This is a genomic window from Allokutzneria multivorans, from assembly GCF_039537405.1.
In the GTDB taxonomy this organism is placed as follows: Bacteria; Actinomycetota; Actinomycetes; order Mycobacteriales; family Pseudonocardiaceae; genus Allokutzneria; species Allokutzneria multivorans.
Map to the genome: position 1 here is coordinate 30,125 of NZ_BAABAL010000026.1, position 17,177 is coordinate 47,301.

Consider the following 17,177-nt stretch of genomic DNA (forward strand, 5'->3'; position numbering starts at 1 on the left):
CGCAGAGAAAAGCCTGTTGCCACCAAGGCAAACCGCCACCCGGATGGCCTAACTTTCAGCCGCTCATGAGCTGTTGGGTCCGGGCGATGTCCTCGTCGAGGCCCCTGGCGATCTCCTCGCACGCGCTCAGCGCGGTGCCCGCGTCGGAGTCGGCCTGGCTGAGCAGGCCGTCGTAGCGCACGACACCCGCGGCGGCGAGATGTCCGGCGACGGTGCGCAACGCGGAGAGCACTTCCTGGACGAGCGCGCCCGGCAGGGCCTCACGAGCGGCGGAGAGGTTCTGCACAGCCTGGTCGTAGCCGCTCATTCCAGCCTCCCACCCCGAGGAAAACCGCGAAACCCGACCATAGCTAATGCAAACGCGGTGGGGTATCCAGACAAGGGCAAACGCCTGCATCCGTTGGGGCGAAAGGGAAATTCCCCGAGATTCCCCCAAATCAGGGAGTCTTGCGCCGCACGCTGAGCACGACGTGGGCGACCAAGCCGAACACCAGGCCCCAGAATGCGGAACCGATGCCGAACAGGGAGAGGCCGGAGGCGGTGACCAGGAACGTGACGGCGGCGGGCTCGCGGTCGCGGGGGCTGGCCATCGCGCCGCTGAGGCCGGAGATGAAGGCGCCGAGCAGCGCGACACCGGCGATGGCGGCGACGAGTTCCTTGGGCAGGCCGGTGAAGACGCCGATGAGCGCGCCGCCGAAGGTGCCGACGGCGAGGTAGAGCAGGCCGCAGAACACTCCGGCGGGGTAGCGCCTGCGCGGGTCGGGGTGCGCCTCCGGACCGGTGCAGATGGCGGCGGTGATCGCGGCGAGGTTGACGGCGTGGCACCCGAACGGCGCGAGCGCGAGCGAGGCGAGCCCGGTGCCGCCGACCAGCGGCCGGTCGGCGGGGCGGTAGCCGCTGGCCTGGAGCACGGCGAGGCCGGGGGCGTTCTGCGAGGCCATGGTGACCACGAACAGCGGCACGCCGACGCCGATGATCGCGGCGACGTCGAACACCGGGGTCGTCCACAGTGGACTGGCGAGGTCGAGCGAGACGCCTCGGAAGTTCAGTCCGCCGCTGACCGCCGCGGTGAGCACGCCGAGCAGCAGGGCGACCGGGACGGCGTAGCGGGCGCTGAAGCGCTTGGCGAGCACGTAGCCGACGAGCACGGCCGCCGCGACGAGCGGGCCCTGGCCGAGCGCGCGGAAGGCCTCGACGCCGAAGGAGAACAGGATGCCCGCGAGCATCGCGGAGACGAGCGCGTCGGGCACGAGCGCCATGAGCTTGCCGAAGACGCCGGAGAAGCCGACGAGGGTGATCGCGAGCGCGGAGACGAGGAACGCGCCGATCGCCGAGGCGTAGGAGTAGGAGCCCATGCTGGTGACGAGCAGCGCCGCGCCCGGCGTCGACCACGCGGTGATCACCGGGACCTTGGTCCACAGGCTGAGCACGAGGCAGGTGAGCCCGCTGCCGAGGGAGATCGCCCACAGCCACGAGGTGGTCTGCGCCGGGGTGAGCTTGCCCGCCTGCGCCGCGGTCAGCACGATCACCATGGGTCCGGAGTAGGACACCACGACGGCGATCAGGGCGGCGACGAAGGACGACAGCGAGGCGTCGGAGAAGAACGACCGCCGGTCCGTCCGTTGTGCTGCAAGGACTTTCTCGGGCATCGGAAGACCCTATTCAGCGACACCGCCCACCGTCGAGGGTGACGGCCCGCACACCCCCTGACCTGCGTTCGAGCCGCTGTTCGGTACGGCGACGGCGAACGGGGTTCCGCGCGCGGGCGCGAGGTGCTCCGATGATCTTCGGAGTCGGCCGAAGGGGAGCAACGCGTGCGCCGGTGGCGGGTGACGGTCGGGATCGCGATCGGTGTGGTGGCGGTGATCGTCGCGATCTGGGCGACGGACTGGTTCGGCGGCGCGGCGACCCGGCTGCGCGTCGCGGTGACCGGCCTGCCCGAGGGCATCAGCGGAGCGGTGACCGTCGTCGGGCCGGTGTCCTACACGGTGGCCGGGCACGCGGACGAGCGCAACGTGCCCGCCGGGACCTACGTCGTGCGGATCGACCCGGTGTTGACCGAACTGGGGGACGCGCACCCGGACGCCGAGACCTTCGCCGTCACGGTGACCACCGGCGAGACGGCGACCGCCAACGCCGAGTACGTCACGGTGATCCCGAACAGCACCACGGTGCTCGACCACACCAATCCCGGCATCGTCGGCACTGCGGGCACGACGGTCACCTTCGCTGCCGGAGCACCAGCGCTCGCGCGGCTGAAGCCGGGCTCGGTGTTCATCGTCGCCGAAGGCCCGCAGACGCCCGATCCGCTGGCCCGGCGCGTGCTCTCGGTCAACGGGACGGTCGTGGAGACGACACCGGTGCCGATCTCGGAGGCGCTGCCCGCCGGCCGGTTCCGCTTGGCGGACAACGGCGAGAGCCTGGGGTTCCGTCCGATCGCCGAGTCACCGATGTTGTCGGTGAACTTCGGCGAGATGCTGGCGGCCAAGGGAACCGGCCGGTGCTCGGCCGGGGGCGCGCGGGGCGTCATGGACGTGCACAACCTGCGCCCGAAGTTCGGCGGTGACTTCGACTGGGGCCTGTTCCCGCCCAAAGCCAAGATCGACGTCACCGCGACGCTGAACCCGAAGGTCACCTTCCAGGCCGAAGTGGCCGCGGCGGTGGAGTGCCAGGTCAAGGTCGAGAACAGCGCGGGCCTGAAGTGGCTGAACAACCTGTGCGGCAAGGTGGTCGGACGCCTGGTCAAGGTCGGGCCGGTGTCGCTGAAGTGCAAGGTGAAGCCGTTCGTCGGCGCCGAGGTGCGTGCGTCGACCGGCACGAAGATGGGCTTCGACGCCACCCTGCACGCGGGGATCAAGAACTCCGACGAGACGCTGACCATGTCCGATCCGCACGGCTACACGCCGGTCCAGCGGGTGGTCAAGGGCGTGGACGCGAAGATGTCCTTCCAGGGCAAGCTGGGCCTGGAGATCGGTCTCTACGGCGGAGATCCCAGTGGCACCGCGTGGCTGGGGCTGACGCTGGAGGCCTCGATGGGGCCGGAGCTGGCGATCGGCTCGACCTCGGCGGAGGCCAACCTGCTGTTCGGGTTGGCGCTCAACGGGGAGGTCGAGCTGGACGCCCGCTTCAAGGACTGGAAGCGGAAGATGAAGATCGCCTCCATCGAGCGGAAGTGGCCGGTGTGGCAGACCAACGACACCGCGTCCTTCCGCAAGCCACCCGCTCCGGTCTCCAAGATCGGCACGGTTTTCTACGGCCAGTACGACGCGAGCACCTACCGCAACGTCCTGTACTCGAAGTCCGGTGACCAACCGGCGAAGAGGCTCGGGGAGGTGCGCGGCGCCGTCTCCCCGGACGGGAGCAAGCAGGCGTGGATGGACGGCAGTCGGCTGATGGTGGCCGCCGTGGGTCAGCAGGCCCGCGCGCTCGCGAGCGGCGTCGACCTGCACGGCCTGTGCTACACGCCCGCGTGGACCCCGGACTCGCGCTCGATCCTGTTCCACGAGAAGCAGGACCGGTGGGCGGTGATCGATGTCGACAGTGGACGGACGACGCCGCTGAGCGGCCCGACGGGGTGCTATCCGGTCATCTCACCGGACGGCGGGTCGATCGCCTGGTACGACCAGAGCGCTCCAGCGACGAGCGCGAGGGTTCGCATCACCGACGCCGACGGCTCGAACAGCCGCTTCGTCCCGCCCATCGACGGCAAGCCCGATCCCTGCTTCAACTCCGTGGTCGCGCTCTCGCCGGGTGGTGAGCGGGCAATCATCGACGAGACCTCCTTCGATCGGCACGCGTGCGGCGACGGCCCCGGCTCAGGCCTGGCGTCCTCCGGGGTGCTCGTGGACACCACGACCGGGAAGTCGGTTCCGCTCGACACCGGGCCAGTGTTCTCGGCGGTGTTCAACGACGACGGGAGCGTGCTCGCGATGCCCTCGGCAGGCAAGCCGGAACTCGTCCTGCTCAGCCCGCAGGGACGCGTCCTCTCCCGGGTCGCGCCGCCCACGACGGCCGGGGTCAGGGTGTACGCGCACGTTCCGGGCTGATCGTTTTCGGAGCAGACCGAATCGTCCACGTCGTTCGTCGTTGGCGCATAAGCGATTCCGAAGCCGGGTTCCCTCGCGGCGGATCGGTGCAGAGCATGGGCACCCATCCCACCGGCTCGTCGTTTCGGAGTTCGCAGATGTCAAGAACCGCCCTGCTCGCCGCCGTCCTCATCGCGGGCGCGACCGTCGCCGCACCGCACGCGGCCGCCCAGGACGAACCCCCGACGAGCTGGCCGATCGCGTTCGCGGACGAGTTCGACGGCACCGAGGTCGATCGCGGGCGCTGGACGATCCACTCCAACGCCGAGGCCGACAACTGCCTTGGCAACAAGGGGAACCAGCAGTTGGAGTGGCACACCTGGAACGCGCTCTCGGTGCGCGACGGCAAGCTGGTGATGACCGCGCGCAAGGACAACCCGCAGCCGGGCTACGAGTGGTCCGGCGCGCTGATCACCACCGCGCACGGCTGCGGCCAGGGACCCGCGCAGGAATTCCAGGTGCGCGAAGGGGACTACGTCGAGACGCGCCTGAAGCTCCCCAAGGACAAGGGTTTCTGGCCCTCCACGTGGACCTGGAACGGCTCGGGCAGCAACGAGCAGGACACCTACGAGTACTTCAGCGACAACCCGTTCCGGCTCTACCTCACCAACCACCAGGGCACCGGCGGGCAGTGCGTCGTCACCTCGGAGGTGGACCTCACCCAGGACTGGCACACCATCGGCCAGGTCCTCGGCCCGAACGAGACGGTGTGGTTCCTCGACGGCAAGGAGGTCTGCCGCCAGGGACCGTTCACCGGTGACGGGGCGCTCGTGCTGAACATGTTCGTCTACTCGCAGATCCCGCCCGAGGTCGCCGAGGGCTCCATGGAGATCGACCACGTGCGGGTCCACCGCAGGTAGACAATACTTTCCGCGGTCTCGCACCACGACGGGGCTCAGGAGTGTTAGATGCACGCCATGAGCCTCAAGTTCGGCCGCGCCCTCGTGGTGCTCCTCCCGCTCACCCTCGCCACGACGGGGTGCGGCAGCGGTCAGAGCCAGTTCGCCAAGGAGCTGAAGACAGCCGGTTTCACCGCTGTCGGCGAGCCGAGGACGGACGTCGAGAAGAAGACCAAGAAGGTCGGCAAGCGCACGGTGAAGTCCTCGCAGAAGATCTTCGAGATCACCGTGCGCGTGAAGGGCTGCGACCTGGAGTTCGCCAAGGCCGCCGACAGTTCCGGCTACTGGCTGGACGAGCTGCACGTGAACGGGCAGGAGCCGGACTGGCCCGAGTACCCGGAGAACCTGCGCTACGCCGACGCGGTCGCGCTGCTGGCCAGCGGCAGGCCGAAGCCCGCGGGTTTCGCCAGCTGCTACAACCCGAACGTGCCGTGAGCCGGGGCCGCCGCTGAGCCGAGGCGACGCAGTTCCTCGGCCACGGCGGCACCGCGTTCGAGGTACTCGGCGGCTTCCGCTCCGGTGAGCGCGAGGCCGATGCTGGTCAGCGCGCGGCTCTCCACCGCCCGGTCCGCGACGTCGACCGCCAGCTCCAGCGCGTGCCGGAAGGACTCGACGGCGTCGGCGCGGTGTCCCTTGCGCAGGAGCAGGTCGCCGATGCTGAGGTGGCTGGCGGCTTCGCCACGCGTGTCGGCGGCGGCGTGGCGGGCTTGCAGGGATTCCTCGAAGCAGGCGAGCGCCTCCTCCTGCCTGCCCAGCGCCAGGTGGATGATCCCCTTGCTGTTCAAGGCGATTCCCACCGAGCGGTGTTCGCCCAGGGAACGCAGCACTGGCAGTGCGTCGTCGAGCCGGGCCGCCGCGCGAGAGTACTCCCCTGCTCGCCATTCCAGCACGGCGACGTGGAGCTTCACGTTGGCGGACAACAGCTTCACGTCACCCGCGATGGGCAGCACGCGGTCGTGCACAGCCACCGCGGACGTGTGCATGCCCTTCACGCCGTAGTAGCCGAACAGCGTCAGCGCGATCTGCCACGCGTGGCGGTCGTACTTCTCCCGGCAGGCGAACTCGATCACCGCGCGCAGATTGGACAGCTCGCGGTCGAACCAGCTCATCCCGGTGCCGACGAAGGCGATCACGGCGTTCTCCGCCGGGGTGAACCGCGCCCGCCCGGCGATCTGCCGATCGGCCTCGTTGGCGGAGTACAGGTAGTGGTCGAGCACGCGCGTGATCGCGTCGCGCTCATCGGGCTCTTCGAGGTCGACGGCGTACTGGCGGAGCAGGTCGTGCATCCGGTAGCGGCCCGGGGTGTGTTGCCGCACAAGGTGAACGTCGAACAACGTGTCCAGGGTGTCCTCGGCGTCATCAACTGAGCAGCCCAGCAGCGCGGCGGCGGCGTGCGGAGTGATGTCGATCCCGGGATGCCGTCCGAGCAGCCGAAAAGCACGGCGCAGCAAGGGCTCCAGCGCCTCGTAGGCGGCCGTGACCGCCTCACCCCCACCAAATGTCCACTGTGGACTGTGCCGCATCCGCGCTCCCACGAGGCGCAGTGCGAGCGGGAGGCGACCGCACAGGTCCGCCGCGCCGGGCGGAGCACGACGACCGGCCGCTCGCTCCACCAGCGCGACAGCTTCCGGCGCGGGCAGGACGTCCACCGTGCGCGACGGCGCACCCGCCAGCCCGGAGAGCCGCTGCCGCGACGTGATCAACGTCAGGCAGCCGGGAGCACCAGGCAGCACCGCCCGGGCCTGCTCGGCGTCGGCCACGTCGTCCAGCACGAGCAACACTCGACGACCGGAAAGCTTTGTCCGCCAGGCAGAAGCGCGCTCACCGATCCCGTCGGGGATGTCCTCCTGCGCGGTCCCCACCGCGCGCAGCAACGACTCCAGCGCACAGGCGGCCGACAAGCTCCGCTGGCTCGGCGCGTGCCCTTGCAGGTCGAGGAAGAGCTGGCCGTCCGGATACGCGGCGGTGAGCATGCGCGCCGCGCACAGCACGAGCGCGGTCTTGCCGACCCCGGCGCTCCCGTCGAAGGTGAGCACGCTCGCGCCGCCGGAGATCTTGTCGGATAACCACTTCAGCTCGCCATCGCGGCCGGTGAAGTCAACGGGACCGTGCGGCAGGTCGTTGCGGACCGCCCACTCGCGCTCGCGCACGAGGTCGAGGCACTGCTCTTCGAGGGCCTCCCGGGTCCGCCGCGCCCACTCCCCCTCGATCCCGGCGAGCGGGGTGCCGCGCCGGAGCGCGAGCGCCGCGTCCGGGTCCCCGGCGGCGACGAGCGCACGGAAGCGCACGAGGTCCACCGACTCCGGGTCGACCGCGAGGCGGTAGCCGTCGTTCTGGAACACCAGGACCGAAGCGCCGTCCGCTCCGGCCGCGACGAGGACTCGCCGCAGCCGGGCGACGTAGGTCTGCACGAGGTTGCGGGCTCCGGCGGGCGCGCGGTCCGCCCAGACCCGTTCGACCAGCGCGGGCACACCGACGACGCGGCCCGCCTCAGCCGCCAGGATCGCCAGCACGCACTGCTGACGCGCTGGCCCGACCTGGACCGCACGATCGCCGTCGCGGACCCGGACCGGACCGAGCAGGTCGATCTCCATCGCCGTCCCCCAAGTGATCACGAAGAGTTTTGCGCTTCGCCACCAGGGGGTCCAGCGTTGTTATGGGTCCGTTCCAGCGCATTTGCCCAATCTCAGCCTTTTGCCGCACGACGGCGTGACGGGTCCGGAAGGCCCACCAGCACCAGCAGCGCGACGAGCACCGCCGTCACGTACAGCGAGGCCCCGGCGAACGGGCTGGCCGCTACGAGCACTGCGACCACCGGAAACGCGAACGCCAGCGGGGAACGCCCGCGCGGCAGGATGTGCAGCACCCACACCGCGAGCAGGTACAACGCGACCGGGACCGCCGTCGACAGGCCCGCGACCAGCTCCGACACCTCGCCCTCGCCCGTGCCGAAGTCGACCGCGACCTCCAGCCCCGCGCCGACCGCGGCCGCCGACGCGAAGATCAACAGGTGCCCGTAGCCCCACTTCAGCGAGGCGCTGAGCGTGGTCAGCAGGTGCTCGGCGGGCTTGTCGAAGTACAGCCACCACAGCGAGAACACGATCACCAGCCCGGCCCCCGCCACTCCGAACAGGCTCGCCGAAGCGTGACCGGAGTCCACCGCCGACCGCACCGCGTTGGTCGCCGCGAGGATCGACTCGCCCAGCACGATCAGCGTGAACAGCCCGTAGCGCTCGGCGATGTGGCCCGGGTGCCACGGCGTGGTCGCGCCGCGCTCGGCGAACGGCGGCACCGCGATCTCGGCGAGGGCAAGCGCGAAGAACGCGGGCAGCAACCACTCCTGCGGCAGCGCCAGCCGAACCAGCCAACCGACCTGCACCACCGCGATCCCGCCCGCGTAGCGCAACGCCGTCCGCCTGCGCTCCGGATCGGCCTTGGCCGCGCGCAGCCACTGCGTCACCATGGCCAGCCGCATCAGCACGTAGCCGTAGGTGATCACCGCGAAGTCGCCGTGGTCCAGCGCCCGCCCGACACCCGCCGCGACCACGAGCGCGCCCGCGATCTGCACGAGCGTCGTCACCCGGTAGGCCGTGTCGTCGGTGTCGTAGGCCGAGGCGAACCAGGTGAAGTTCATCCACGCCCACCAGATCGCGAAGAACACCATCGCGAAGCCGAGCACGCCCTGGCCGACGTGGTGCGCCGCGATGGCGTGGTGCAGGCCCGCGGCGGCTTGGGCGACCGCGACGACGAAACACAGGTCGAACAGCAGCTCCAGCGGAGTCGCCGCGCGGTGCGCCTCATCCGCCCCACGTGCCGTCATCGGCCGGTACCAAGTGCTCACGTGCTCCCCGCCCTGCTCCGCCGCTGGTGGACGGCTCGCACCCTAACCAGGCGGTCGCGCTCGGGCGCGGTGAACACGCGCTATCGCCGAAACATCAGCACCAGGACGCGCAGCACCAGGACGACGCTGATCAACAGCAGGTTGTAGCCGAACAACGCGTACAGGCTGACCGTGGAGGTCACCATCGGCCCGCCCGTCGTGCCGAGCAGCATCACCGCCATGACCCCGGCCGTCGCGCCGAGCACCGTGAAAAGCACTTGGTGCAGCAGCGAAGTGACGTGCGTGCGGTCGCGCTCATCGGCGAACAACCGGATGTTGACCGTGAGGCGGCCGTTCTCGATCGCTCCGGCGATGCGCTCGACACGTCTGGGCAGCCGCCGCAACATCGGCAGCACGGCCGCGGCCTCCTGGATCACCGCCTCCTTCAGCGTCCCCGAATCCAGGTTCTCCACCACGTAGCCGCGCGCGAACGACCGCGCTTCCGCGACCAGGTCGAAGCCGGGCGCGAGCTGGGCCAACGCGCCCTCCACCGTGGCCAGCGCGCGGAACACCGCCGCCACCTCCGGCGGGATCGACAGGCGGTGGTCGGTGATGATCCGGAACAGGTCGGTGAACATCCGGACGCTGCGCACCGAGCCCCCGCACAGGTGACGCGCCATGAACTGGCCGAGCGCGCGCTCCAGCCGCTGCTCGTCGATCTCGTCCGGCCGGGGCGCGATCTCCAGCAGCGCGTCGCCCGCCGCGAGCGGATCGCCCCGGTCCATGGCCAGCAGCAACCGCTGCAACGCCGCGCGCAGCGACGCGTCGAGCCTGCCGACGGAGCCGAAGTCCAGCATCCCCAGCCGTCCGTCGCTCAGCAGCATCACGTTGCCCGGGTGCGGGTCCGCGTGGAAGACGCCGTCGACCATGATCTGCCGCAGCAGGCACTCCAGCAGCGTCTTCGCCAGTTCTCGCCGGTCCAGCCCCGCTTCGGCGATCTCCGCGTCGGCCGCGCCGAGCTGCACGCCGTCCAAGCGCTGCATCACCAGCACGCGCTCGCCGCACAGGGGCTCGTGCGGGACTGGATAGGTCACCGTGCCGCTGGCGTTCGCCGCGACCGCGCCCATGTTCGCGGCCTCGACGCGAAAGTCCAACTCCTCGCGCACGGCATCGGCGAAGCCGGAGGCCAGCTCGCGCAGGCCGAGCGAGCGCCCCCACTTCGTGCGCAGCTCCAGCGTCCTGGCGAGGCGGTTGACGATGTCGATGTCGCGGTCCACCAGGTCGCGGATGCCCGGCCGCTGCACCTTGACCACGACTTCCTCGCCGGAGTGCAGTCGCGCCACGTGCACCTGCGCGATCGACGCCGCCGCGAGCGGAGTGCGGTCGAAGGCCGCGAAGACCTCGTCCACCGGCGCGCCCAGTTCCTCGATGAGCACGGCCTCCACTTCGGTCCACTCGGCGGGCGGGACCTTGTCGCGCAGGTGGCTCAGCTCGGTGACGAACTCCTCCGGCAGCAGGTCTCGGCGCGTGGACAGGATCTGCCCGAGCTTGACGAAGGTGACGCCACCGTCTTCGAGCGCTCCGCGCAGCGAACGCGCGAGCTTGGTGCGGCTCTGCTCCGCGCGGTCGCGTCCGCGCAGGTAAGGGCCGAGGCCGTGGCGGAACGCGATGCGGGTGATCTGCGAGTAGCGGCGCGCCCGGCGAACTCGGCCGCCCAGACCGCGCACCCACTCCAGCGGTGTCGGCAGCGAGCCGGTCGGCACCAGCGCCTCCGACACCGCCAGGAACGTCATGCCCGCGAGCACCGCGCAGCCGATCGCCAGGATGAGGAACCAGAAGATGGAGTTCTGGTTGTCGTCCGGGGCGACGGCGCCGCGCATGGCCTGCGCGATCGGCATCGCCAGCAGGTAGGCCAGCAGCCCGGCCGCGAGCGTGCGCAGCGTGCCGAAGGCCGTCCCGAGCAGGCGGCGCACGGCCGCGGCGAACAACAGCACCATGACGAACACGGCGAGGCCGACGAAGACCTCCGCTAGCAGATCCACGAGCGGAGTCTAGGGCGCGGGCCACGTCGGGCCGCTTCGCAAACATCGTTCGCGAATCACCCCAACGGGAAGCCCCTCGATCGGTACCGTGGATCTTGTGCGCGTGATCTCCCCCCGCCCAGGCTCACCCGTACCGCCGACTCAAGCCGTCACCCGGTGAGGGGAAGCGGAACGCATCGGCCACGAATGGTGCTCGGCCGCATGGCGCTGGTGCTGATGTTGCTGGTGGCGGCGGTGAAGCTGGTGCACGTCCAGGTCTTCCAGGCCGAGGCGCTCTCGGCGAGGGCGGCGAAGCAGCGCGCGACCCCGTTCGACATCCCGGCGCAACGGGGCTCCATTGTGGACAGAGCGGGTCGTCCGCTGGCGTTCAGCGTGGACTCGCGGGTGCTCTACGTCGTGCCCCGGCTGCTGCGCGCGAACTGGCAGAAGGCCAAGGACAAGCGCCCCGAGCGGACCCCGGACTTCGAGACCTACACCGCGCGGATCGCCGACACCGTGGTGCGCGCGGCCGGCGAGGGCACGGACCGCGACCAGGTGCTGGCGAAGCTGCGCGGCGACGGCCAGCGCGAGGAGCTGGCCGAGAACATCGGCCCCGCGACGGCGTGGGAGATCACCACCGCGCACCCCGACATCGGCTCGGAGTACCGGGCCGTGCGCGTCTACCCCAACGGCTCGCTCGGCGCGAACGTGATCGGCACGACGGTCTGGCGCAAGGACCAGAAACCCGCTGGTACCAGGGGAGTCAGCGGCTTGGAGAGCTCCCGCGACCAGGCGCTCGCCGGGCGGAGCGGGCGGCGGATCGTGGACACCGAGCAGGGCCGCGACGACGTCGTGATCCCCGGGACCGAGCGCGTTCTCGAACCCGCGACGCCCGGTGCGAGCCTGGAGCTGACGCTCGACGTGGACGTGCAGTTCATGGCGCAGCAGTTGGTCTCCGAGCACGCCAAGCGCTCCTCGGCCCACGACGTCTCCCTGGTGGTCCTCGACGCGAAGACCGCCGAGGTGCTCGCGCTGGCCACCGAGCAGAAGATCAACACCGCCGTCTCGATCCCCTTCGAGCCCGGTGGTGCCGCCGCCGTGGTCACCGCCGCGGGCGCGGTCGAGGACGGCGCGCTCGGCCCTGAGCGGACCGTGACCGTTCCCGAGCGCGTCCGCGTCGACGGCGTCGAGGTCCGTGATCGGACCGGCCACGCCACCCAGGACTTCACCCTCGCCGGTGTGCTCGCCCGTTCTTCCGACGTCGGCACCGTGCAGACCGCGCGCAAGCTCGGCGAGGACCGCTTCGCCGAGCTCACCGCCCGCTTCGGTTTCGGCGAGCGCGTCGAACTGGGTCTGCCCGGCGAGAACTCCGGCCAGGTGCCGCCGCGCGAGCACTGGTCCGCCTCCACCCTGGCGCGGTTGCCCATCGGCCACGACGTGGCTGTCACCTTGCCCCAGCTCGCCAGCGCCTACCAGGCGATCGCCAACGACGGTGTCCGCGTCCCGCCCCGTCTCATCCGCGCCGAGACCCGCCAGAACGGCCAGCGCGCGGAGCTGCCTCGGCCCGCCGGTGTCCGCGTCGTCAGCCCGCAGACCGCCGCCACCGTCCGAGGCCTGCTGCGCGCCGTTGTCCAGGATTCGCCCGGCCAGAAGGGAACTTCTCCCGCCGCCGCGCTCCCCGGCTACCAGGTGGCGGGCAAGTCCGGGACCCGTGAGCAGCCGAGCGGCCAGCGCGTGTGGAACTGCTTCGCCGGGATGTTCCCCGCCGAGTCTCCGCGCTTCGTCATCGCCACCCTCGTCGACGCGGCTGACACTGCTGCGGCTGGCCCTGCTGGGACTGGCTCTGCTGGGGCTGAGGCACCCGCCCGCCTGTTCCGCGAGATGGCCGACTACCTGGCGCAGCGCTACCGCGTCCCCATGGCGAAGGAGCGCGCCCCGGTCCAGGAGTTGATCGCGACCAGGTAAATCCGACTGTGCGCGGTGGCCGTGGTGAGGCATCCTGGGGGCATGGCAACCGATCTGACCGTCACTGCGTCGCTGGTGATCCCCGGCGTCGAGCTGGCTGAGCGGTTCTCCCGCTCGTCCGGCCCTGGCGGCCAGTCGGTCAACACCACCGACAGCCGCGTCGAGCTGTCCTTCGACGTCGCCGCGTCGTCGGCGTTCACTTCCGAGCGCCAGCGCGAGCGCGCCCTGGAGCGCCTCGCCACGCGTGTGGTCGACGGCGTGCTCACCATCGCCGCGTCCGAGCAGCGCAGCCAGCTCCAGAACCGCCAGGCCGCCCGCGACCGCTTGGTCGCCCTGCTGCGCGAGGCCATCGCTCCGCCTCCCCCGCCCCGCCGCGCCACCAAGCCCAGCCGTGGCGCCCGCGAGCGCCGTCTCGCCGCCAAGCGTCAGCGCTCCGACGTGAAGCGCGGTCGAGGTCAGGTCCGCCACACCGACTGAGGTTTCCAGCCCGGATCCGACTCGACCTGGACCCCCATCGGGCTTCATACGGGTACGGCCAGTGAACCGGCCCGCGCCGGGAGGCGTAGGACACGCGCACCTCGTTGCGCCCCTTACCTTCCAGCTTGCTGCGCGCATGTCGAATACACCTCCCTGCCTCGGTTACGCCGCCAACCGTGGGTCGACTCTGATGTTGCGCATCGGTTTCTGCTCGGGATCCACCCACGTCGGTGGGATGAAGTCGGGTCGTCCGTCGTCGGCGAAGACGATCTTCCAGTCTTCTTGGTGGATCACGTGATGGTGGTGCGAGCACAACAACGTCATGTTGTTCAAATCCGTCGGCCCACGATGCTCAACCCAATGCAACACATGATGAGCCTCCGTCCACGCCGGTGGCCGATCACACCCGGGGAACGCGCATCCCTTGTCCCGCACCGCCAACGCCCGTCGCAGAGGAGCAGGCGCGGTCCGAGCAGAACGCCCGTAGTCGAGGGGGACGCTCTCCCCGTTGAGGACGACGGGGATCAGCTCAGCGTCGCAAGCAAGTTGCCGGATCAGCGAGGCGGTGGCTTCACCGTCCCAGTCGGTGTACCCCGACCGAAGCTTCTCCTCCAGATAATCCAAGCGCATCGTCACGACCATCTGCGGCCGCACCCCGCCACTGGCCGGGAGGTCATGGGTGGCCATCGCGACCGCGACCAACTCACACAACCCGTCGGCATAGCGTTGCTCCACCGTCCGAGGATCTTCTTCCCCGTTGCTGGGGCGGGGTTTCGACACCGCGTGCAGGGCTTCTTCGAAGATCGCGCCCTCGATCGGCGGCAGGCATCCGTTGAAGAACAAAGACCCGTGCTGATCCTTACCCATCCTGAACGACCGCGCCTCCACGGCCTTCTGCTCGTCCGCGAAGGCACCCGCCTGATCGAAGTGCGACCGGACCCGCTTCCCCGCTTGCGCCAACTCGCGCGAGGTCAACTCAGGCGCGTACTCAAGCAGGATCTCTTCAGCCTCATCAGCCGCATCAGCGGGAATGTTCTTGATGACATCGGCGATGACCGCCGCGTGATCACCACTGATCTCACCCGCGTACAGGGCGTCCTTCGTGGAAGGCACGCCGGGGAGGTCTTCTACGAGCAGCGAGCGTCGCTTCGCTTCCGCCGGAGAAATCTTCAAGTGCGACCGCAACAGCGTCGCGAGGTTCCGGCACCCTTGCGCGGTGTGCAGACCACGATCCTCCGCATACTCAGCGGCGTCAACCTTCACTGCCGTCACCAGATTCGTGAGCGTCTCCAACTCCACCAGGAACGCCAGATGCTCCTTCTCGGAGAGCGTGTGGACGTCGTGTGATTCGAGATGATCTACCAAAAGAGACTTCACAGCCGTGATATCCAACATGATTCACCTCCCCTGTGCTGGATACCCCTAATTTTAGCAACTCCTCCAACAGCGTCAAATCCGTTGCAGGCCAAGGGAAAAACCAACGTTCAGCCGTCAGCGAAACCGAGTCGGCTTTACCTGGGGAGCGCGTGCCATACGCTTGCCAGCGTGGCCGGGATTCATCCCGTGCCCGTCCGGCCCACTACGGCACGCGCAAGGGGCCCCAGGTCAAGCCGACCCCCACGCTGGAACCACCACGCCCCACGCACCCCACCGCCACTGACATCCGGTGCCACCTGAAACCCCCAGCCGTCCCCGACCTGGAAGCGCAGCCGTACCCCGCTGGAAAGAGCTAAAGGCTCCAGCCTTTCCCAAGCTGGAAGTCCAGCCGTCCCCGACCCGGAAGCCCAGCCGGTGCAAGCCGGAACCCCAGCCGTACCCCCGCTGGAAGCCCAGCCGGTGCAAGCTGGAAGTCCAGCCGTCCCCGACCCGGAAGTCCAGCCGTCCCCGACCCGGAAGTCCAGCCGTCCCCGACCCGGAAGTTCAGCCGTCCCCGGCCTGGAACCCCAGCCATCCCCACGCTGGAAACCACCCGTCCCCAAACCGGAACCCCAGCCCTCCCAAGCCGGAAGCCCAGCCACGCGGAAACCCAGCCACCCCAGCCGAACCCCCACCAAAGCAGCCATAATGACCACCGTGATCAACCTCGACGGACAACGCGTCCTCATCACCGGCGCGGGCGGCAACATCGGCGCGGGCATCGCCAGGTGCTTCGCCGCCGCGGGAGCCGAGGTGATCGCGCACTACCACCGCAGCGCGAGCACAACTCAAGCGCTCGCCGAAGAAATCGGTGCCACGACAGCACAAGCGGACCTCACGAACCCCGCTCAACGACAAGCCATGCTCGACCGTGTCGGCCGCATCGACGTCCTCGTCAACAACGCCGCCGTGCAAACGGTCCGCCCGCTCAAAGAAACAACCACCGAAGAGTGGAACGCGATCGTCGACACGAACCTCAACGCGGTGTTCGCCTTGACCCAAGCCGCGGTCACGACCATGAAGCGCGGCGCGGTCATCACGATCGCCTCGATCGAGGGCACGCACCCCGCGGAGGGCCACGCCGCCTACGCGACCACCAAAGCGGCGGTCATCATGCACACCAAGGCCGCGGCGTTGGAGTACGGGCGTCTCGGCATTCGGTGCAACGCGGTCTCGCCGGGGCTCATCGGCCGCGAGGGGATCGAGGAGCAGTGGCCGGAGGGTGTGGCGCGCTGGCACGCGGCGGCCCCGCTGCACCGGCTCGGCACTCCGGAGGACGTGGGCAACGCGTGCGTGTTCCTGGCCTCGCCGCTCGCCGAGTGGATCACGGGGCAGAATCTCGTCGTGGACGGTGGAGTGTCCACACACCCGACCTGGTAGGGACAACGTGACGTACCACGAGATCGTCGAAGCGCTCGGGCTCCAGCCGTTGCCGGTGGAGGGCGGTTTCTGGGCGCAGACCTGGCTCAGCGAGGACTGCTCGGGCATCTACTACCTGATGACCGCGCAGGACTTCTCCGGCATGCACCGGCTGAAGCACCTGGAGATCTTCAGCTACCACGCGGGCGACCCGGCGCAGATGGTGTTGCTGCACCCGGACGGCCGCGTGGAACGACCGGTGCTCGGGCCGGACCTGGCCGCCGGGCAGCGCCCTCAGGTCGTGGTGCCGCCGGGGGTCTGGCAGGGCAGCCGCAGCACGGGCGAGTGGAGCCTGCTGGGCACGTTCATGTCGCCGCCGTACTCCGAGGACTCGGTGGACTTCGGCAGGGCCGAGGAGCTGTCGGCGGCCTATCCCGAGCACGCCGAGGAGATCGGCGGGCTGTGCCGGTTCTGAGCGGTACGCTGAACACGTGCCGAAGATCATCGGGGGCTCCCTCGCCGCGCACCGGGAACAGACCCGGCAGCGGATCTTCGAGGCGTTCGCGGGGTTGATGTACGAGCGCGGGTTCGACCGGATCACCCTGGCGGACATCGCCTCGGCGGCGGGGGTCGGGCGCACGGCCATGTACAACCACTTCCCGGACAAGGAAGCCCTGCTCGTCGCCTACGCGGCGGCGGAGACCGAGAGCTACGTGGTGCGCCTGCGCGCCGCACTGTCCGAAGTGGACGATCCGGTGCGCAGGCTGGCCACCTACGTCCGCTTCCAGCTGCGCGAGGTCGCCGCGCACCACATCCCGCCGGGGCCCGCGCTGCGCTCGCTGCTGCCGCAGTCGGCCTACGGCCAGGTGATCGGGCACGTGCGCGATCTGGAGCAGGAGCTGCGCGCGGTGCTGCGCGCCGGGATCGACCAGGGCTACCTGCCGGAGGCCGATGTCGACGGCCTGATCCCGCTGGTCAACGCCTGCCTCTCCGGCGGCGCCGAGAACGCCGAGCTGACCACGCTGTTCGTGCTGCGCGCGGTGGGCGCGCGGCTGGCCGAGGACGGGTCGGCGCGCAAACTGCCGCGCAGGCGCTGAGCGCCACCGTTCGGGGCCTTGCCACCCCTCCACCTCTC

Annotated in this window: 14 protein-coding genes; 8 read left to right on the forward strand and 6 right to left on the reverse strand. The window is 69.9% G+C overall.

Features of this window, described 5'->3' with window-relative positions; all coding sequences use genetic code 11:
* Positions 1–55: 55 nt before the first annotated feature.
* Both ABD798_RS34380 and ABD798_RS34385 read right to left on the reverse strand, forming a co-directional pair.
* Entirely contained in the window at positions 56–307 is a 252-nt protein-coding gene (locus ABD798_RS34380; RefSeq protein WP_344884780.1) for a hypothetical protein, read from the reverse strand.
* Between the two features lie 130 nt (positions 308–437).
* On the reverse strand, positions 438–1,649 hold the full coding sequence (locus ABD798_RS34385) for a benzoate/H(+) symporter BenE family transporter (protein ID WP_344884783.1): 1,212 nt from the start codon (positions 1,647–1,649) through the stop codon (positions 438–440).
* Between the two features lie 165 nt (positions 1,650–1,814).
* Here ABD798_RS34385 and ABD798_RS34390 point away from each other — a divergent pair, with 165 nt between their 5' ends.
* From ABD798_RS34390 to ABD798_RS34400, 3 genes are all read left to right on the forward strand, one after another.
* On the forward strand, positions 1,815–4,046 hold the full coding sequence (locus ABD798_RS34390; RefSeq protein ID WP_344884786.1) for a TolB family protein: 2,232 nt from the start codon (positions 1,815–1,817) through the stop codon (positions 4,044–4,046).
* 137 nt (positions 4,047–4,183) lie between these two features.
* On the forward strand, positions 4,184–4,945 hold the full coding sequence (locus ABD798_RS34395) for a glycoside hydrolase family 16 protein (protein WP_344884789.1): 762 nt from the start codon (positions 4,184–4,186) through the stop codon (positions 4,943–4,945).
* 48 nt (positions 4,946–4,993) lie between these two features.
* Positions 4,994–5,419, forward strand: a complete 426-nt coding sequence (locus ABD798_RS34400) for a hypothetical protein (protein WP_344884792.1) — start codon at positions 4,994–4,996, stop codon at positions 5,417–5,419.
* Here the strand turns inward: ABD798_RS34400 and ABD798_RS34405 are convergent.
* The 3 genes from ABD798_RS34405 to ABD798_RS34415 all read right to left on the reverse strand — a co-directional run bounded on the left by ABD798_RS34405 (position 5,398) and on the right by ABD798_RS34415 (position 10,801).
* The gene (locus ABD798_RS34405) at positions 5,398–7,599 is read right to left on the reverse strand and encodes an AfsR/SARP family transcriptional regulator (RefSeq protein WP_344884795.1); all 2,202 of its coding nucleotides are present in this window, start codon (positions 7,597–7,599) and stop codon (positions 5,398–5,400) included. The genes ABD798_RS34400 and ABD798_RS34405 overlap by 22 nt on opposite strands.
* 71 nt (positions 7,600–7,670) lie before the next feature.
* A complete protein-coding gene (locus tag ABD798_RS34410; RefSeq protein ID WP_344885506.1) occupies positions 7,671–8,804 on the reverse strand; it encodes a low temperature requirement protein A in 1,134 nt (377 codons plus the stop codon).
* 101 nt (positions 8,805–8,905) lie between these two features.
* A complete protein-coding gene (locus tag ABD798_RS34415) occupies positions 8,906–10,801 on the reverse strand; it encodes an ABC1 kinase family protein (protein ID WP_425549324.1) in 1,896 nt (631 codons plus the stop codon).
* Positions 10,802–11,047: 246 nt separating this feature from the next.
* Here ABD798_RS34415 and ABD798_RS34420 point away from each other — a divergent pair, with 246 nt between their 5' ends.
* Both ABD798_RS34420 and arfB read left to right on the forward strand, forming a co-directional pair.
* Complete coding sequence (locus tag ABD798_RS34420) at positions 11,048–12,790, forward strand: peptidoglycan D,D-transpeptidase FtsI family protein (protein ID WP_344884801.1); 1,743 nt, start codon at positions 11,048–11,050, stop codon at positions 12,788–12,790.
* 42 nt (positions 12,791–12,832) lie between these two features.
* Entirely contained in the window at positions 12,833–13,267 is a 435-nt protein-coding gene (gene arfB / locus ABD798_RS34425; protein ID WP_344884804.1) for an alternative ribosome rescue aminoacyl-tRNA hydrolase ArfB, read from the forward strand.
* 162 nt (positions 13,268–13,429) lie between these two features.
* Here arfB and ABD798_RS34430 read toward each other — a convergent pair whose 3' ends face one another.
* The gene (locus ABD798_RS34430; RefSeq protein ID WP_344884807.1) at positions 13,430–14,662 is read right to left on the reverse strand and encodes an HNH endonuclease signature motif containing protein; all 1,233 of its coding nucleotides are present in this window, start codon (positions 14,660–14,662) and stop codon (positions 13,430–13,432) included.
* A gap of 669 nt (positions 14,663–15,331) precedes the next feature.
* On the opposite strand from ABD798_RS34430, the gene ABD798_RS34435 reads away from it, so the two are divergent.
* From ABD798_RS34435 to ABD798_RS34445, 3 genes are read left to right on the forward strand one after another with little or no spacing between them, the layout of a single operon-like run.
* The gene (locus ABD798_RS34435; RefSeq protein ID WP_344884810.1) at positions 15,332–16,063 is read left to right on the forward strand and encodes an SDR family NAD(P)-dependent oxidoreductase; all 732 of its coding nucleotides are present in this window, start codon (positions 15,332–15,334) and stop codon (positions 16,061–16,063) included.
* A gap of 7 nt (positions 16,064–16,070) precedes the next feature.
* Positions 16,071–16,517 carry a cupin domain-containing protein gene (locus ABD798_RS34440; RefSeq protein WP_344884813.1) on the forward strand — a complete coding sequence of 149 codons (447 nt, stop codon included), beginning with the start codon at positions 16,071–16,073 and terminating at the stop codon, positions 16,515–16,517.
* A gap of 16 nt (positions 16,518–16,533) precedes the next feature.
* Positions 16,534–17,139 carry a TetR/AcrR family transcriptional regulator gene (locus ABD798_RS34445; protein WP_344884816.1) on the forward strand — a complete coding sequence of 202 codons (606 nt, stop codon included), beginning with the start codon at positions 16,534–16,536 and terminating at the stop codon, positions 17,137–17,139.
* Positions 17,140–17,177 lie beyond the last annotated feature (38 nt).